The organism is Desulfosporosinus acidiphilus SJ4 (assembly GCF_000255115.2).
In the GTDB taxonomy this organism is placed as follows: Bacteria; Bacillota; Desulfitobacteriia; order Desulfitobacteriales; family Desulfitobacteriaceae; genus Desulfosporosinus; species Desulfosporosinus acidiphilus.
This window is the reverse complement of record NC_018068.1, coordinates 4,239,474-4,256,550: the sequence shown is the minus strand read 5'-3', so window position 1 is coordinate 4,256,550 and position 17,077 is coordinate 4,239,474. Positions and strand designations below refer to the sequence as shown.

At 44.8% G+C, this 17,077-nt stretch carries 16 protein-coding genes; 14 read left to right on the top strand and 2 right to left on the bottom strand.

Translation table 11 applies throughout. The annotated features are described in order from the left end of the window. Positions 1 to 44: 44 nt before the first annotated feature. From DESACI_RS19540 to DESACI_RS23210, 6 genes are all read left to right on the top strand, one after another. Positions 45 to 1,265 (top strand): nucleotide-binding protein, encoded by a 1,221-nt coding sequence (locus DESACI_RS19540; protein ID WP_014828945.1) that lies wholly within the window; start codon positions 45 to 47, stop codon positions 1,263 to 1,265. Positions 1,266 to 1,642: 377 nt separating this feature from the next. Further along, complete coding sequence (locus DESACI_RS19530) at positions 1,643 to 3,073, top strand: ATPase, T2SS/T4P/T4SS family (protein WP_014828943.1); 1,431 nt, start codon at positions 1,643 to 1,645, stop codon at positions 3,071 to 3,073. Continuing rightward, on the top strand, positions 3,058 to 3,939 hold the full coding sequence (locus DESACI_RS19525; protein WP_014828942.1) for a type II secretion system F family protein: 882 nt from the start codon (positions 3,058 to 3,060) through the stop codon (positions 3,937 to 3,939). The genes DESACI_RS19530 and DESACI_RS19525 overlap by 16 nt, the downstream gene beginning before the upstream one ends. Positions 3,940 to 3,965: 26 nt before the next feature. Next, on the top strand, positions 3,966 to 4,790 hold the full coding sequence (locus DESACI_RS19520; protein ID WP_014828941.1) for a hypothetical protein: 825 nt from the start codon (positions 3,966 to 3,968) through the stop codon (positions 4,788 to 4,790). A 344-nt stretch (positions 4,791 to 5,134) separates the two neighbouring features. Continuing rightward, positions 5,135 to 5,278: a hypothetical protein gene (locus DESACI_RS24635; protein ID WP_014828939.1), complete on the top strand. Its 144-nt coding sequence runs from the start codon at positions 5,135 to 5,137 to the stop codon at positions 5,276 to 5,278. A 58-nt stretch (positions 5,279 to 5,336) separates the two neighbouring features. Beyond that, positions 5,337 to 8,471, top strand: coding sequence for a beta strand repeat-containing protein (locus tag DESACI_RS23210; protein WP_014828938.1), 3,135 nt, complete (start codon positions 5,337 to 5,339; stop codon positions 8,469 to 8,471). 106 nt (positions 8,472 to 8,577) lie between these two features. On the opposite strand, the gene DESACI_RS19510 is transcribed toward DESACI_RS23210, so the two are convergent. Further along, complete coding sequence (locus tag DESACI_RS19510; protein WP_014828937.1) at positions 8,578 to 9,402, bottom strand: hypothetical protein; 825 nt, start codon at positions 9,400 to 9,402, stop codon at positions 8,578 to 8,580. 282 nt (positions 9,403 to 9,684) lie between these two features. After that, a complete protein-coding gene (locus tag DESACI_RS23205) occupies positions 9,685 to 10,689 on the bottom strand; it encodes a hypothetical protein (RefSeq protein WP_014828936.1) in 1,005 nt (334 codons plus the stop codon). 171 nt (positions 10,690 to 10,860) lie between these two features. Here DESACI_RS23205 and DESACI_RS19500 point away from each other — a divergent pair, with 171 nt between their 5' ends. The 8 genes from DESACI_RS19500 (at position 10,861) to DESACI_RS19465 (ending at position 17,041) form a co-directional block, all read left to right on the top strand. Continuing rightward, positions 10,861 to 11,079, top strand: coding sequence for a helix-turn-helix domain-containing protein (locus tag DESACI_RS19500; protein ID WP_014828935.1), 219 nt, complete (start codon positions 10,861 to 10,863; stop codon positions 11,077 to 11,079). Positions 11,080 to 11,109: 30 nt separating this feature from the next. Continuing rightward, positions 11,110 to 12,048, top strand: a complete 939-nt coding sequence (locus tag DESACI_RS19495) for a tyrosine-type recombinase/integrase (protein WP_014828934.1) — start codon at positions 11,110 to 11,112, stop codon at positions 12,046 to 12,048. A gap of 140 nt (positions 12,049 to 12,188) precedes the next feature. Then, on the top strand, positions 12,189 to 13,127 hold the full coding sequence (gene cpaB, locus DESACI_RS19490; protein ID WP_148271339.1) for a Flp pilus assembly protein CpaB: 939 nt from the start codon (positions 12,189 to 12,191) through the stop codon (positions 13,125 to 13,127). A 22-nt stretch (positions 13,128 to 13,149) separates the two neighbouring features. Continuing rightward, positions 13,150 to 13,611 carry a prepilin peptidase gene (locus DESACI_RS19485; RefSeq protein ID WP_014828932.1) on the top strand — a complete coding sequence of 154 codons (462 nt, stop codon included), beginning with the start codon at positions 13,150 to 13,152 and terminating at the stop codon, positions 13,609 to 13,611. A 33-nt stretch (positions 13,612 to 13,644) separates the two neighbouring features. Further along, positions 13,645 to 14,244: a TlpA family protein disulfide reductase gene (locus DESACI_RS19480; protein WP_014828931.1), complete on the top strand. Its 600-nt coding sequence runs from the start codon at positions 13,645 to 13,647 to the stop codon at positions 14,242 to 14,244. Between the two features lie 46 nt (positions 14,245 to 14,290). Beyond that, positions 14,291 to 14,782 carry a P-loop NTPase family protein gene (locus tag DESACI_RS19475; RefSeq protein WP_014828930.1) on the top strand — a complete coding sequence of 164 codons (492 nt, stop codon included), beginning with the start codon at positions 14,291 to 14,293 and terminating at the stop codon, positions 14,780 to 14,782. A 119-nt stretch (positions 14,783 to 14,901) separates the two neighbouring features. Beyond that, the gene (locus DESACI_RS19470; protein ID WP_014828929.1) at positions 14,902 to 15,663 is read left to right on the top strand and encodes a glycosyltransferase family 2 protein; all 762 of its coding nucleotides are present in this window, start codon (positions 14,902 to 14,904) and stop codon (positions 15,661 to 15,663) included. Then, positions 15,647 to 17,041: a hypothetical protein gene (locus tag DESACI_RS19465; RefSeq protein ID WP_014828928.1), complete on the top strand. Its 1,395-nt coding sequence runs from the start codon at positions 15,647 to 15,649 to the stop codon at positions 17,039 to 17,041. The genes DESACI_RS19470 and DESACI_RS19465 overlap by 17 nt, the downstream gene beginning before the upstream one ends. Positions 17,042 to 17,077: the final 36 nt, after the last annotated feature.

The following is a 17,077-nucleotide window of genomic DNA, read 5'->3' as shown; positions in this document are numbered from 1 at the left end:
CCTTGTCAAGGGTTTGCCACCTAATCAACGAGGAGGTGTCAGCATTGATAGAGTTTCGCATAGCATTAGCAATCTCAAATGATGAACTCAGAAAAAAGCTCGACAATTATTTACGATTCGAATTCGATATTCCTACAGTCCCCTTAAAGACCTTAGACGGAGCAGAGGCGGTCGATGCCTCCCTTTATATCATTGCTCGGAATGATATTGCCGATAGCGAATGGGACAAGGTTGTCCTATTGGGTAAAACAGCGAAAGTCGCAGTACTTTATGGGAGCCGATCGGTCCCGGTGAGTGAACGGTTTGAGGGAGTAAGACCTCTGACCGGAGCCCTTCCGGGATGTATCAGAGATTGGATGAATCAAGAAAATATCCTAACGAGTGATGCACAAGGCGACATGCTGGAGTGGGATGATTCCGGCAATGACGCCAATCCTTCAGCCTCAGGGAAAGGAAAAAACCGTCGGATCGGCATATGGTCGCCAGGGGGAGGAGTCGGGAAAACGACCGGTGTCGTTCATCTTGCCAAACTGGCCGAGCAGGATCGCTGGAATGTCGGGATTGTGGAAACCGATGAGGACAAAGGAGGGGTGCTTCGGTACCTGGGAAAAATGCCCGCCAAGATTGGTTTGGATTCTATGGCTAAACAACTTTGGGAAGATCCTCATCTATTTGCTCAAGAAATGGAGAAAATCGTGCAGACGGTGGGAAGAATCCAGGTTGTCCCTATGACCGGAACCGTTGATGGTTTAACGTGTGATGATAAAAGCGTTGATACCCTTCATGAATGGACAGAGTCTCGCTTTGCCCTGACCCTCTATGACTTGCCGCCAAGGCTTCGCGATGTCATGACGTTTTCCGTGTTGAATGAAGTGGATGACGTCATTGTCGTAGTAGAACCTACGGATGTGTTAATGGATGCCATGGATAAACATTTGAGGCTATGTCGCGAGATTCAGAAAATGCAGGATTTGCCCCAGAAATACAAGCTTATCGTTAATAAAGTACCTGAAAACCACGGGCTAAACCCTCAGGAAATGGCAGATTCCTTAGGAATCCCACTTCTTGGAGTCGTACCGGCCGAAATAGAGCATTATGATCGCATCATCAATAAAGGAAGATTTGTTATTCCAAACGATTCTCCATGGCGCACGATTTATCAAAATCTAAATTTAGGGGGGATGGATAATCCGTCACCAGTTCTGATGGCAAAACGACCGATTCAGAAGAATAAACGGGGGTGGTTACAAAGGTTACTAGGGTAAAAACGTCTGGTATTCAGATGGCGGATGTTAAAGAATGTTATTAAGAATTTATCCTCCTAAAATTCTGAAAGGAGATAATCATGTGGGCATTTTTAGTTGTTTATTGGTGGCTCCCTCTTCTGATTTCAATAGTACTCGTCGGCCTCGCCATAACCTTTGGCGGCCATCAAATGATATGCGGTGATGGTTCAATACACGTTGCATTCATCTTCGGACTAGGGGCTGCCGTCACCTATATGTTCTTTTGTCAAAGATTTAATATCCTTACTTCAGTTATACCTAAGATGTGATGGAGAAAATAGAAATTTCCAGAAATATAGCCAACGAACTTAAAGAATTTAATTAACATCAAACGAAATGAAAAGGAGAGTTGTCTTATGCCACGATTTGATTTAAACACCATGTCTACTACGGAAACGGGTACGGTCAATATGAGTGATATGCATGCCTTGAGTGCACGCAAAGCCGAAACCAAGGAGAAACCAGACAAGAAAGAAAAATCACTGTTTGAAACGATCCAAGAAGAGGTTGAGGCAGAGTTACTAAAAAAGCACGGGTCACTCTTGTTGAATAAAGAAGTCAATGAAGCCGCAATTTTGCGCGAGATCCAGATAATCCTGGATAAAAAGTCGTTGACACGAGAAGAAAAGGACAAAGTATTAACCCAAATGAAAGAAAGACTGTTTGGATTCGGGATCATTGAAAAATACATGCGCGATAGCCAAATTACAGAAATCATTATCGACAGCCCCTGGGCGATCGATGTTGAAATCGGAGGAAAGCTATATCGCGTAGGGGAAGAGGCACCGGTTGAGAACGATCCAACGTTTAGAGATGATGATGACCTGCAAAACTGGACCGATCAGCTCATGCGCAGAGCGAAAATCGAACGGAAACTGGACCAGTCAAATCCTTTTGTTAACGTTGAATTATCTCAGGGCGAACGAGTCGAAGCGACTTGTCCACCGATTACCGAACATATTACAGTGAATATCCGAAAAAGTGTAATACAAACGAAAAAATACACTCCGGATGACTATATTGTTGCAGGAAGCGCAGATCGCGCACTCGCTCAGTTTTTGCTTGCCGCCGCCCGAGGGAAGGCCACGATGTTAATTCTTGGAGCAACAGGTACCGGAAAGACAACGGTGGCACGGATGTTAATGGAGTATGGCTTCGATCCAGAAGAGCGAACCTTGATGATTGAAGATACAAGGGAAACAAATGCCAACTTAAAGAGATTCTTAAGCCTACAAACCTTTACACAAGGGCAGAAGAAAATCGATATGGTCAAGCTTTTTGAGGAATGTATGCGAAAACGTCCGGACAGAGTGTGCGTTTCTGAAATCAGGGGCATTGAGGCCGCCGTCTTTTTAATGACGGGTGCAGCCGGTCACGATGGCCCGATTACCACTATGCATGCCAGTACTCCTGGAAAAGCCGTCTTCTTATTAATCATGCGAATGAGACAAGCCGGTTATAACATGAGTGAGGAATTTTTAGAGCGCTTTATTCATGAAGAGGTTCACATTATGGTGTTTATCAAACGCTTAAGAGATGGACGGCGAAGGATCTCGCGAGTGGTCGAAGTCAATTCTCTGGACAATCCAGACGTTCCTAAGTTCAAAGATATTTTCCGCTGGGATAAAAACACAGACACGTATCAATGGGTTGATGATATTGAACCGGAGCGACGTGAAACATGGAGTTTAGAAGGGGATGAAGTTCCCGTTTTCCCTGGAAAGACCGGCCTGATTCACGAGTTAACGGGTACCGGGGAGATGAGTAAAAAGTGCTTACTTGGATAAGTTCCCTAGCTTTAGCCCTGGCAGCCTATCTGCGGTTTAAACCATTAAATAATGAACAAAATGACGAAGAGATTGCTCAAAGGAAAGCGTTACGAAGGGCCAAACTGGAAGAGAGAGCTCGAAAAGGAAACCAGGTGACCTTGAAAAGCTTAAAAGTCTTGGGAAGCTCTCCCTATACATTGTTTATAAAGTCCTGGATCTCCGCATTTGCCGTTGGCATTGCCTGGCTCCTCATAACTCAAAGTTATGGTGCCGGAATCGTTATGAGTTTAGTAGGGTATCAACTTCCAGGACTTTGGGTTGAAAAACGGGCCTCTCGTCACCTGGATGCCCTCGGAAATCAAGTGAGCCTATTTGTAAGTACCGTTGCCGACATGCTACAAGGCGGCAAAACCCTCGCAGACGCTCAAGAGACTGCCAGTCTCTTGATGCGTGATGCCCCCATGCAGGCCATAACCCAGCAGTACCGAGAAGAAGTGGCCGGGATGGTACCGATTGTACAGGCCACGGAGAACATGGCCAAGAACGTGGACATGGGAAACTTCTATTTCTATGCCGATGTAATCGCCGCCATTAAAACGGCAGGGGGTACCGGGGGCAGAGGTTTGCAAATTCTTGACTATGAATTCCAGGAGGAGGAAGAAATACAGGCCGACTTAAAAGGTGAAATCAGTCTCTGGATGGGCTTACTGCTTTTCTTTCTGGGTATCACGCTGGCCGGTCCCTTTGTTTATCGGTTTGGATTGCCGGACATTTGGCGGGAGATTCCCAGCCACATGGGTTGGGTACCTGTTGCCTCATCCGTTGCAACCTTCATCATTTTTAGCGGTCTCAGACGATTATCTCGATTCCGCGTCACGATATAGACTCGCGTGAGGAAGGAGGAAAACCTATGTCAGCTTATGCCTTAATCTCGAGCATCAGTTTATCGCTCTACACATTCATTCGCTTAGGAATTTCCCAAAATGATGCCCGTCGTGCGGAAGTCTTTGGACGTGAAAGGAATTATACGTTAAAAAAATTCTTCTTCAATTCCATTGATCAAATCTCGTCAGAAGGATTACGAAAACGCTTGGCCACCATGAATATATCTTTGGCATCGTATTGGAGCCGTGGGGCTTTGTGGGCGATAGGCGGGGCAGTCTTATTTGCGGGCGGGTTTTGGAGTTTAGCAGCCTTTCCTATAGGGGCAATTTTTGGCTATTTTATTTATTTTGCCAAGTCTTACCTCAACTATAACACATGGAAAGACAGTGTCGTCGCGGATATCGGGAAGTTGATCACCATGCTTAAAATACGCTTAATTATGGGGGATACCGTACCTCAGGCGATTACGACTATTTTACCGGTTCTCCACGGAAATATGAAACTTGAATGGACACGACTCGTGAGTGAAATGTCTGCCAGAAAGCCCATCGTTGAATGCTTGGACCGGTTAATGGACCGAATCAATGATCGAAGTATGAGTGCTGTGATCCTGCGCCTAAAAACCTACCATCGTGAGGGACTTCCTACAGATCCCGACGGAGCCCCGTTAGACCCGTTTAGCGATATGGGTGAACACCTAACCAGGATTGCTGCGAAAAGTGCAAAATACCGCACCAAACGAATGTCCGGTTCCATCACATTTTTGGGAGCAGTGGGCTTAATCTCAACCGTTGTCTGGATCATCCCATTCCTTTGGGTGATCATCATTACACCGTTTACTCAAATGTAATCTCATCGAGTCTGAGGATGTCATGGGAATGCCACCTAAATAGTGAGTAAATGTGGTTATAAAATCCAAATTCGTAGAAGAGGGGGAGAGGGTAAAACCCAAAATTTCACAACTATCTACGTGAATTTCCAATAGGTTATGGTTTCGCACAACCTCAAAAACCCTAAAATGAGAGGTGTATAACATGGGAGGAGATGAGTTTCCAATAAGTCTACTACCAGTTAGTATTGTAATTTTTATTGCTGCCGTTTTTTTTCTTTATACCGTGGACCCGGAACAATTCAGGCATTACCTAAGTTATTTTATGGGTATATAGAACGCAAATTTGAAAGTGAGGTAAAAAAATGGATCAATGGTTAACGATTTTAATTATCCTTGCCATAGTTATCGTCGCTGGTGTCGGAATTTATCATGTATTTCCCAATCAAATTGATGACTTCTTCTCAAATTATATAACCAATGCGTTGGCCGCACTGCCGACACCTTAAGCAACGACGAAGGGAGGCTTTTAAAGCCTCCCTTCTAGTCATGAGAGGAGGGAGATAGGTGAAACTTCGTTTACCCAAAGAATTAAAAAACGATAGTGGATTTTCAGGTTATGTTGAATTTTTAATTGTTTTGGTATTAAGTCTAATGATTCTTATTGGCTGTACTTATGGCTTATTAGCCGTTCGAATGTCTTCTACCTTGACGCACGCTGGTGAAATTGTTGATCGCAGCCTGGTGGCCAATGGTTGTCTAACCACGAATGCTCAAAATCAGCTGACATCGTATCTACAGAAAAACCTATTAGATCCGAACAAAGTATATCTGAATACTACAACCAATCGTCAGGCTATGGGAAGTACCGGATTGAGCTTAACGGTAGGGTATGACTTTGATCTCTACGCTCCCTCAACAAAGGCGATCATTTGGCACAAATATTATGAAGTCAGCGTACCCAGTGAGCAGAGCCAGTATATTCCTGGTGCAACCGGTGATAATTCCGGATGCGTTGCATCCGTATCCACTGAGTTTAGCGGAACCCAGGGTGGAACCGCATCAGGAGGATCCGATTCGGGCTCAGCTCCGGTGAATATAGCCACGAGTATGACTCTGCAGGTGGATAAATCCTCGGTCATGGTCAATGATCCCGTGGGAGTATCAGGAACTGTCTTGTACGGTTCCAGCCCAGCGCCCAGTGGCACGCAGGTCTTAATATCTGGAGGAGGCATTGCTCACAATATTACGACCGATGCGAATGGTCAGTTCTCAACCTCTGTGACATTCACCCAACCCGGAACGATAACGGTTGGAGGGACTTGTGGGATTGCCATAGCGAACGCAACGCTAACAGTCATACCGAATGCCCCAAGTACGATAACCTTACAGCTGCCAAACACGATTCAGGTTGGTCAGAGTCTACAAATCATTGGCACCGCATTAGATCAATTTGGGAACCCCGTTGTTGATGGAACTCAGGTTCAACTATCGTCCTCAGACAGCGCCGATATACCAACGACCATCGTCACGACAACCGGCGGTAATTTTTACTCACAAGTTCCCAATGGCGTTACATCTTTACTGGGCGGCAGTTTCACCATTACTGCCTCTTCGGGCAGTGCCTCAACGACTCAATCATTAAATGTTATTGCCGGTAATCAAAAAGCAATCAATTTCCAAATTTCTAAGAGTACGGTTACAGCGGGAGGATCGGTGACCTTTTCTGGCAGAGTCACGGGACCTTATGGAAGTCCGGCTGCTACCACGAACGTGACCATCTTATCAGAAACGGACGCAACGGATTCGTTGCCCACCGTGACGACGGATGCCAATGGCGATTTTAGTGCAACGGCCACGATAACAGTGGCTGGAAACCAAGAATTTTATGCCCAGGCAGCTGGGCCGGTTACTTCCTTGACGGCAAGTCTCACAGTAAGCCCTGGGGCACCCTATAAAGTTTCGAGTCTTGCCGGAGCACCCTCTCCCGTCAATCAGGGATCCAATATGGCGTTATCCGCGACAGTCCTTGATAGCTATGGGAATCCAGTGGCAGTTGGAACCACTATTAAAGTGACGTCAACTTCATTGCCATCGCCCGTAACGGTGACGACTGCATCCACAGGGAACTTTCAGGCTGAAATTACATTTCAGGTACCCGGATTGCAGACGTTATCCATGACGGACGGATCAGGGAATTCGCTAGTAGGAGGAAGCCTTGGAGTTCAGGTGCTTAGCACAGCTGCTTACACACTTACCCCAAGTCAAAGCCAATATAGCATAAAGGCCGGACAAGCTGTTGGAAATGTAACGTTCACACTCAAAGACTCCAATGGGAATCCTGTTCAAGGTAAGACAATTCAGTTTTCTGAGAGTCCCCAAGGCAATTCGGTTCTGACTCCAACCTCGGCAGTAACGGATTCTCAAGGGAATGTTACCGTTGGAGTTTCCACCTTAACAACAGCTGGGCTTCAAACATTAAAAGCAACCTTATCCGGATATGATAATGTTGTCGGAACAGTCGGAATAACAGTTACTCCAGGGGCTCCGGCACAGGTCATTGCCATGGTCTCGCCGTCCACGACACAAGTGTGGACAGCTAGTAATCCGGTACCCTTACCCATTGTCTCAGGTACAGTTACCGATTCGTATGCGAACCCCATAAAAGGGGCTACAGTTACCGTTTCCGGGGGCTATGGTGCTAACGTGTCGGGGACAACAAACGGCAATGGATACTACAATTTAGCTATCACTCCAACGAATATAGGAGGACCTTTTTCCCTTACTTTCGCAGTGACAAGCAGTAATGGAAATTTTAACACGATTCAAGGTAGCATAACCGTAACGAACCCGATTGCCGTTCCCGTTCAAGACGTTCTTCAAGGAGTAACAATCGCGGGGCAGACAGGCACAATGCCAAATATGTCAACAGCTAATCCTAATGGCATGGGAGTTGGCAGAAGTCAGGCCCTCACATGGTGGACAGGTGGAGGTTCGACGATATTCTTTAAACCGCAGCAGGGCTATTATGACGGAAATGATACTTGGACATATTATAATGATCCGAATTTGGTCCCCAGTAATATTCGATCGGGTATTTCTGTTTTCGGTGTTACCGGTTCTTATACAGGATCTTCCCCACATGGCAAACAAGGCTTTACAACTCCCGGATCATACGGATTTACTGTTCCAGCAGGTGTTAATCAAGTCACAGTTATCGTAGTTGGAGGCGGCGGAGGCGGGGGCGGCTCCCAGGGCAGCACGGCAGGAGGCGGAGGCGGTGCCGGTGGGATATATATGGATACTATCCCAGTGTCGTCAGGTCAATACTATCCAATTACCGTTGGCAGTGGTGGTGTTGGCGGTTCTGGTGTTGGTATACCGGGCCTCTTTACGTACACACCCTCCAACGGAGGAAATGGTACGCAATCATCATTCGGAAGTTATGTCGCCGGTGGGGGTACAGGCGGTCTCGATACTAGCTCCGGTGGGACAGGCGGTTCTGGAGGCGGTACTTTTGGAGGTTCAGGTAGTGCAGGAAGTACAGGTCAGTCCGGTTCAGGAAACCTTAGTGGCGGTGTTGGTGGAACGGCTCTAAGCACTTATGGTCATGGTGGTACTGGAGGTGGTTATAGCACTTGGATGAATGATTGGACAAGTGGCAGTAACGGTACATCAGGTGAGGTAATAATAACATGGTAAAGAAAAGAGCAGGAATCCATGGTTAGATTTTCTTTGAGGAGGATTAGATAAATGATGAGGGCCGTCTCAATGTTCTGAGACAGCCCTCATCATTTATCCCTTTATACTATTGCCAAGAACCTAAGCTAGAGGCATTGGCTACTCCATAACATAGAGAGAAATTACGGACTTCGGAATTGGGGTATCCAACATATGGGTCCGCATAAAACCATAGTGTCACATAATCTCCGGCATTGAGGGTTATATCCTCTTGCATGGTTTCCCAAACACTTGGAGGGTAAGAACAGACATATTTAAAGGTTGTTCCTACAGTTGTGCCGTTTACTCGTACCTGACCGTATGCACTAGTTCCACCACTAGGTCCATATATGTCAAACTTTAATCTATATGTCCCCGGTGTATTTATCCTAAACCCCATATTTTGATATTGTACCCAATTGCTAGAGGTATTTTGCTGTACCGTGGTTGACTCTGACGCAATCGCATCTCCGGCATTAATTGTCAATGTCTGTGCTGTTCCAGTAACTCCTAAAATACTGACTCCATTTTTAATATTCCCAGGTGCCAGGTTCGGATCATTATAATATGTCCAAGTATCATTTCCATCATAATAGCCCTGCTGCGGCTTAAGGAATATCGTCGAGCCACCGCCCGTCCACCATGTGAGGGCCTGACTTCTGCCAACTCCCATGCCATTAGGATTAGCTGTTGACATATTTGGCATTGTGCCTGTCTGCCCCGCGATTGTTACTCCTTGAAGAACGTCTTGAACGGGAACGGCAATCGGGTTCGTTACGGTTATGCTACCTTGAATCGTGTTAAAATTTCCATTACTGCTTGTCACTGCGAAAGTAAGGGAAAAAGGTCCTCCTATATTCGTTGGAGTGATAGCTAAATTGTAGTATCCATTGCCGTTTGTTGTCCCCGACACGTTAGCACCATAGCCCCCGGAAACGGTAACTGTAGCCCCTTTTATGGGGTTCGCATACGAATCGGTAACTGTACCATTTTGCGGGTAATGTACTTGATTTGAGACGGTCCATATTGTGCTGTGTGAACGGTGAAACGTTAGCGATAAACTATCAAATAGGCGATTATAAAAGGTAAGAGCTGTCTCAGAAACTGAGCAGCCCTTTCTTTTTACCTAATAGAATTACTGAGAAATTTCTTTGATGATGTAGAATAGGGTTTTGCAAATCGTCTCTATACAACACTACCATTGAATTGTGACTTTACCGTTTCCTCCATTATAACCAGAGCCTCCGTATCCAAGCCCTTGGAAAGTGGATTGCCCTCCTACTCCCATATTGGAACCATTTAGGCCATTTGATCCGTACCCACCACCGGCTCCACCGACTCCACCACTCCCATTATCCGGAAACCATCCGCTGGCGAACATTCCCGGAGTTCCTGCAGTGCCCCCATGCCCAACAACACCAGCAACAGAGCTGTCGCCGCCGTTACTTCCTTGAGCACCAAAAACACCAGGACTATAAACTAATGTATTTCCACTTTTACTTATTCCTCCAGTACCAACAACAATGACGATAATCTGACCTGGTGTTACAGGCACGGGGCCTATATAAGTCCCCCCACTTCCACCGCCACCGCCATATGCAACTTGACTACCAGTAGTAGCCCCCCCGGAGCTTCCTCCTCCGGCGCCGGTAATAGCCGCAGTCAAAGAATTAACACCATCAGGAACAGTCCAATAATATGTTCCTGGTGTGGTCCAAGATTGTGAACCATGAGTTGATGTTCCTCCGCTGTAGGTTCCCGTAACCCCAAAAATACTCACGCCCGATTTTATATTACTCGGCGTTAAATTAGGGTCTGTATAATATGTCCATGTATCAATACCATCATAATAACCGGTTTGTGGTTTAAGGAATAGAGTAGATCCGCCACCGGTCCAGTATTGCAAAGACATACTCCTGCCGGCACCCATACCGTTCGGATTAGCGATTGCCATATTGGGCATGGTCCCCGTTTGGCCGGAAATCGTTACTCCCTGAAGTACATCTTGCACAGGAACGGCGATGGGAGTTGTTACTGTGATGCTATTTTGGATCGTATTAAAGTTCCCATAACTGCTCGTTACGGCAAAACTAAGAGGAAATGGGCCACCAACGTTCGATGGTTTAATCGAAACATTGTAATAGCCATTACTGTTTGTAGTCCCACTTGCGCTCGCTCCAAAGCCTCCAGAAACGGTCACTGTAGCCCCTGGAATAGGGTTCGCATATGAATCGGAATAAGAGCTTATCGGTAATAATTTTTAATATAAAAAATAACTAAATTCGTGATAATATCACAAATCAAAATGCAAATTAACCAATAATGATACAATTCCCCCGAATTTGAGTGGAGTGGAGGGATTGTTTCTAACATGATTAAAATTCATTTATCTCGATTATTAGGAGAAAGAAGATTAACACAAGCTGATCTAGCAAGAAAAACTGGAATTCGCCCGAGCACGATCGGAGATTATTATCACGAACTTGCAGAACGAATCAACCTGGATCATCTAGACTTAATTTGCGAAGTTCTTAACTGTACTGTATCTGATGTTTTAGAATACATCCCAAGTCATAAGAGAAAAAAATAAAGTTAGATCAGGATTTAAAGAGGTATCGAAGTGCAATATGAACAATGGGATGAATTTGAAACATGGATGGATGAGTATCAAGGCTATAACTTTAAAACATCAAAAATGTATTTGCGTATTATAAAACAATTTATTAAATGGATTTTTGAGAGAGAAATAAAATTTAATGGCCCTGAAACGATAACAGCCGGTTTGGTCCGAGATTACAGGAATTACTTAGCAGTTATATCCGGGAAAAAGCCATCAAGCATTAATAAATCCTTGCAAGTTATTCGTATTTATTGCAGATGGGCTAAAGAAGAAGGGCATATTAGTAGTAATCCGGCCGCTAAGGTTCAGTACATTGAAGAACCTCTATTAGCTCCAAAAAGTTTAAGTGAGCATTATGTTGACAATTTAAGGTCTATTTTAAAAAATAAAGATCTTAAAACGCAAGTTTTAATTGAAATTGGCCTTAGTGCTGGTCTTCGGGTTTCTGAAGTAACCAATCTCAAAATTTCAGATTTACATCTAAAAAAAAGAGGCGGGGAAATTTATGTTCGCGTAGGGAAGGGATTTAAATTTAGAACAGTACCAATAGCTCCCGATTTAGTACAAACTCTCAAAGAATATCTTTCTGGGCGAATTAATTCGAATGAGTATCTATTTATCTCTCAACGCCATCAACAGAAACTGTCAACACGTGCAGTTCAGAAAATCGTTGAAAAATTACGTGATGAAGCCGGTTTTTATTTCACATATCATACTCTTAGACACACCTATTGCTCAGATCTGCTTAACAGTGGTATGAAGCTTACAGACGTTGCTTTAGTAGCAGGCCATCTCAAAAAGAATGGGATGCCCAATATTACAACCACGGCACGCTATGTAATGTCTCACCCGGATGAACTCGCTAAGGCCGTTCGAAAAATGGCACGATGGAGAAACAAGCGACAAATTATGATTTGCGACAATGTTGTCTGTGAATAAAATGATCCGGCAAAGTAAAGCCATTACGGGGTTAAGTTTCAAAGCAACCAATATCGTGTAATAAATATATTGTCATGGATTTGCCACCTACCTATTGAGGAGAAGAACAAAATAGGAAGGTGGTTTTTTATTTGAAGCTTATGGATTTCTTATCTAAAGGGATGACGGTAACTCGGGAATCCCGAAAAAAGCTCCTAGCGCTAACACTATTTGTGGGTGTTGGAGCATTTCTTTTAAATAACCTGACAGGGTTTATCAGCAGCGGAAAGCAGACAACCATCGTGACAGTTGCCACAGACCTGCAGGCTGGAACGATCCTGCAAAAAAATGACCTAAAAGATATCCAAATTAAAGGAGCAGCTCCTCCCAATATTCTCACGTCCGATAATGATGCAAAAGGTTTGGCCTTAGCCCTCCCAGTTAAGGCCGGAACGCCTCTTGTAAAGAGTCTGGTGGCCAAGGACCCTCAACGGGACGGTTTATATGCGGGTGAAGTCGGTGTATGGATGGGGGTAAATCTCATAACCTCTGGTTTAGTGACTCCTGGTGATCTGGTTGACGCTATAGTTCAGTATGATCCTAATAAGAATGCGGCGACTCAGTCAATGCAGTCGTTGCCTGAATTCAAGGGGGTTCGCGTTGTTGATGTTGTCAACGGGTCGGCACAACATACGAAAGGACAAACAGGGAGCAACAGTTCTAGTGTCCCTGCAGCTGTAGAATTAGCCGTTCCTGGAAATCTGGCTTCGAGCTTAGTACAAGCTTCCGCCGGGAAAGTGGTCCTTGTAAGAGACCCCTTTGCAACACCATTAACGCATAATCCCATCAATGTAGGAAACAACTCATCGGTTCAAAACCCGGTAACTTCCTCAATCCCTTCGAATTTAGGCACTAGCGTGACTTCAGTACCTCCAAGCGTTAAGACACCTCCTGTAAACCAAAATAACGTATCCCCTGGGGCTAGAGCTACGACACCACCTACCCAGAGCGTCCCACCACAATCACAAGATGGGGCTGGAACAAATGCCTACAATCCACCAATCTTTGGTGCGGGAAATCCAAGCAATCCAAGTCAGTAAACCATAGGAAGGGGCAAAAAAATTGTTTTGGAATCTGATATTTATCGTTTTTTTGGTGGCGCTTGGTGTCATAGATTTTTTCACCATGCGCTTACCAGACGCCTTAGTCCTGCCGTTTCTGGGGATTGGCTTCCTAAATACCTTCATCCATCACAGCCCAACTTGGTCGAACAACCTCATTTCAGCCCTCGGGGTGGGAGGAGTATTTTACATTATTTCTAAGGTCCGTCCCCAAGGAATGGGGTACGGGGATGCTAAATATCTGGCTGCTCTAGGGGTTTGGCTCGGGTATCCGAAGATTGTATTAGCCATTTTTGTAGCAAGCCTCATGGGGAGTATCGTAGGCGTAGCGATGGTATTAGCGCGACGAGCAAACCTAAGGGAACAGATCCCCTTTGGACCATATCTTAGTTTTGGTGCATGTATCGCATTCTTTGGAGGCGATCAGATCTTTAATTGGTTATTAAATCTTGTCTTAACCTAGACCAAATTTTAATAAAGGATAGGAGAGATGTTCATGAACATCAATAGAAAAAAACTTAGTTTACTCATCATTTTAGGAGTTGTTTTAATCATAACTCTTTTAAGCCTATTATTTGGGCACAGTAAGCAATCTTCGGCAAGTCAGCTGGCTGGGATTCCGGTTCAGGGCGTTACGGGACAAGCAGATTATCATTTAATCCCCGTTCTTTCGACTCAGGGAGAAGAATCGAAACAAGTTTATCTGAATACTCAAGTAACACCAGCTCTCTTTTTCGCCCCTTGGTGTGAAAAGTGTCAGCAAGAAATTCCTCAGATACAAGATAAACTAACAAAAATGGGCGTCGGTATCCACAAACCACTAGTTTTGGTCAGTACGTTTTCTAAGACAAGTGATGCAAGCAAGGCGATCGCAGATGCTAAAGCCTTTGAACAAAAGTACAAAATCTCGTTACCATTAGCCATTCAAGTAGGACCGCCGACGACATACGTGCAACAAGTTCCAACGCTAGTCTATACCGACGATTCTGGGAAAACTCAGCTTGTTACAGATCCTCAAAAGATACTTGAGGCGCTTGACACAATCTTAACGTTGCCTAGCCAAAAATCCGAGGTCCCGGCACCTGCTAAGAAATAAATAGTAAGTATTGAAGTGGTATTAAAATCAATAGGAGGAGAAGACGATGGAGAGTCTGATGGGTCGGACATTATACAGCCGAGTTAGTAAAGATGCCACATGTAAAGTTCTTTCGGTATCACCAGGAAATAAAAGAGTGTACTTTTGCGAAATTACTGAGTGCGGAATCGTTGATTATCAGAGATTAAATGAAAAAGAGATATGGAAATATTACCATGAGGCAAATGATCAGGATCTCGCCCCCCTTTTAGAATCGCTCATCAAGCAATCTCTTAAAATGCCCCCAGACCGAATTTGTAGTTCTGAAATTCGAGACAATGAGGCTGCCGGAATTATGTTGACAGTCTCCGATCATCCTGGGGTGATAACAACGATTCATGCGGGATGGTCTCATAAGGATTGGACGGATTTTCTCTTCAATAAAATGAGCAAAAACGGAATGACCACATTATCGCGGTTTTTGGATGATATGGATGCGGCTGAAAGTCAAAGATTTTTATATATTGAAGATACTCGCGAGATTTGTAACCAGGAATAGGGATGGTTATATTAAATTATTAAATACCGTTATGTTGACAAAATAGGATCTCACTTAAACATTGCGAGATCCTATTTTGTCATGTCTTTGCCATCTCATCAATGAAAGGGGTGGCTTTTATGCATGTTTCACTCATATTACCTGCCTACAATGAAGAAGCAAACTTGCAGCAGGTTATCAATGAATGTATGACGGAGCTTAAACACAGTAGGTTAACGTACCACATCTTCGCCGTGGATGACGGCTCGACGGATCGTACAGCAGAACTCATTAGCACTCTTGCAATCCAAAACAACTGCTTAACTGGCATCTATTTAAAAGAAAACCTGGGATTTGGCGGAGCTGTGCGTGCCGGAATCCTATATGCCAAAGTATCAGAAATGGTCGTATGGAAAACAGACCATTGGCTTGTGATTATGGATGCCGATGGACAGTTAAAACTTAGTGACTGGCTTCGGTGTGAGCCGTGGTTAGAGCCTGACATTGATCTCTGGTGGGGCATTCGTGAACGTAGAGCTGAAGGGATCGGTCGCAAGGTCATAAGCAGAGTCTATAACACGTTATGTCGGGTTGCCCTAGGAACGCCGGAGGTAGAGGATGTCGACTGCGGTTTAAAGGCGATTCGATCTCAATTCATTCCGGATGACCTGCCGTCCGTTCGCGGAGCAACAATCAATCCGGTATTATTTGCTTCCGCTTTAAGGCAAGGAGCCAAGGTTCGTCAATTTGCCGTTCGCCATCTCTTGCGTCAATACGGTCATCCCACGGGGCTTTCTCCGAAAGTTATCACTCGTTCTCTCAAGGAACTAGTCGCCCTGGCCGTCCGAAAAAAGGCTTATGGATTTAAGTGTAAGGAGCTTACTAATGAGTCCCAAAGTTAAACTATCACAAACCTGGCCAATATTGCTCGCGCTGATCTTTAGTCTCAGTATCGAGAGGTATGCCCTAAATACCTTTGGTTGGCAGAACGATGTCTCCTGGCACGTCGTTAATGGCCTTTGGATGGTAGTTCACCATAAACTTCAACTAACCAATACGTTAACATGGACAGCACAGGGTATGTATTGGAGCGATCCGGAGTGGTTGTGGGACATCATCGCGGGTGCTCTCTATAAGTTAGACGGCTGGACGTTTGTTAGCTTATTCGGAACGATCATATTCGCGGCTCTATTGGCACTCATAACCTACAACTTCATTAAAGAACGGAAGACCGGCTCTTGGGAGGCGATTATCCTTATCATTTTCGCAACATCTCTAGCCCCTTTTGCAGAAATGCGTCCTCAACTGGCCTCGTATCTCTTCTTCTTATTGGCTCTCCAAGCCCTTCAAACGAAGTCCAATAAATACCTGTGGTTCATGACCTTGGCACTTCCGCTTTGGAGCAACATGCATGGTTCTGCGGTGTTATGGGCTTGTTTGCTGGTCTTACAACTCTTTCTAAACTTCAAAGACTGGCGTAAAAACCAGTACCCTTATCTTATTATTGTTTCCATTTGTCTGTTAGCTCTTCGTCCTGGGGGAATCGCGCCATGGTTTGATTTTATCTTCCAACAGACGTATGCTTCAAATTTTAATACGATCATGGAATGGATGTCTCCGAATTTTCATATGCTTCCGTTTTTGTTTTCCCTACTTATGTTAGGTATCGGGTGGGTTGTGATCTTGCCGAAGGCCACCAACCGAAGAGACAAATGCTGGCTTGTTATCAGTACCGTTGCAGGACTCGTCGCTTCTCGGTTCCTTCCTTATGCTTTACTCATTGCCATCGTTTTAATACCAAAGTATTTGCCATTAAGACGTCCAGTTCCATTACCGTTTCCTAAAAAAGTAATTAAGCTTGTTCCCGTCATCTGGACGCTATTCCTTGCAGTATATTTAACCCTCTATGCCCAAAAGCCGTTTACGTTTCCTCCCGAAAATGGGGCAGCCCTATATCTTTCGGAGCATCATGCCTCACATATCGTGAATCGTTATGATTGGGGAGGAACGTTAGAATGGTATGGTCTTAGCCCAATGGCTGACGGACGTAATATCTGGATAGGTTTCCCATGGTGGAAAGAGTATCTCGATATGTACAAAGGATTGATGCCGGTGAGCAATTTTTTAGAACGTGTTGCCCCGACCAGTGAATGGGTTTGTTGGAGCCCCAATACGCCAGTTGCCTGGCAAATGGATCAGCTCAAAGGATGGCATAGGGTGTATAGCGATGACAAAGCTGAAATATGGGAGCGTGTCAAGGGATTGCCACCTCATTCATAAGAGATGGTTTTTCTCTTAATTCATAAAAAAGGAGGA

Coding starts and splice junctions, on each gene's coding strand:
- DESACI_RS19530 (WP_014828943.1), top strand. CDS start 1,643: ATGCCACGATTTGATTTAAACACCATGTCTACTACGGAAACGGGTACG.
- DESACI_RS19520 (WP_014828941.1), top strand. CDS start 3,966: ATGTCAGCTTATGCCTTAATCTCGAGCATCAGTTTATCGCTCTACACA.
- DESACI_RS24635 (WP_014828939.1), top strand. CDS start 5,135: ATGGATCAATGGTTAACGATTTTAATTATCCTTGCCATAGTTATCGTC.
- DESACI_RS19500 (WP_014828935.1), top strand. CDS start 10,861: ATGATTAAAATTCATTTATCTCGATTATTAGGAGAAAGAAGATTAACA.
- cpaB (WP_148271339.1), top strand. CDS start 12,189: ATGGATTTCTTATCTAAAGGGATGACGGTAACTCGGGAATCCCGAAAA.
- DESACI_RS19480 (WP_014828931.1), top strand. CDS start 13,645: ATGAACATCAATAGAAAAAAACTTAGTTTACTCATCATTTTAGGAGTT.
- DESACI_RS19475 (WP_014828930.1), top strand. CDS start 14,291: ATGGAGAGTCTGATGGGTCGGACATTATACAGCCGAGTTAGTAAAGAT.
- DESACI_RS19470 (WP_014828929.1), top strand. CDS start 14,902: ATGCATGTTTCACTCATATTACCTGCCTACAATGAAGAAGCAAACTTG.
- DESACI_RS19465 (WP_014828928.1), top strand. CDS start 15,647: ATGAGTCCCAAAGTTAAACTATCACAAACCTGGCCAATATTGCTCGCG.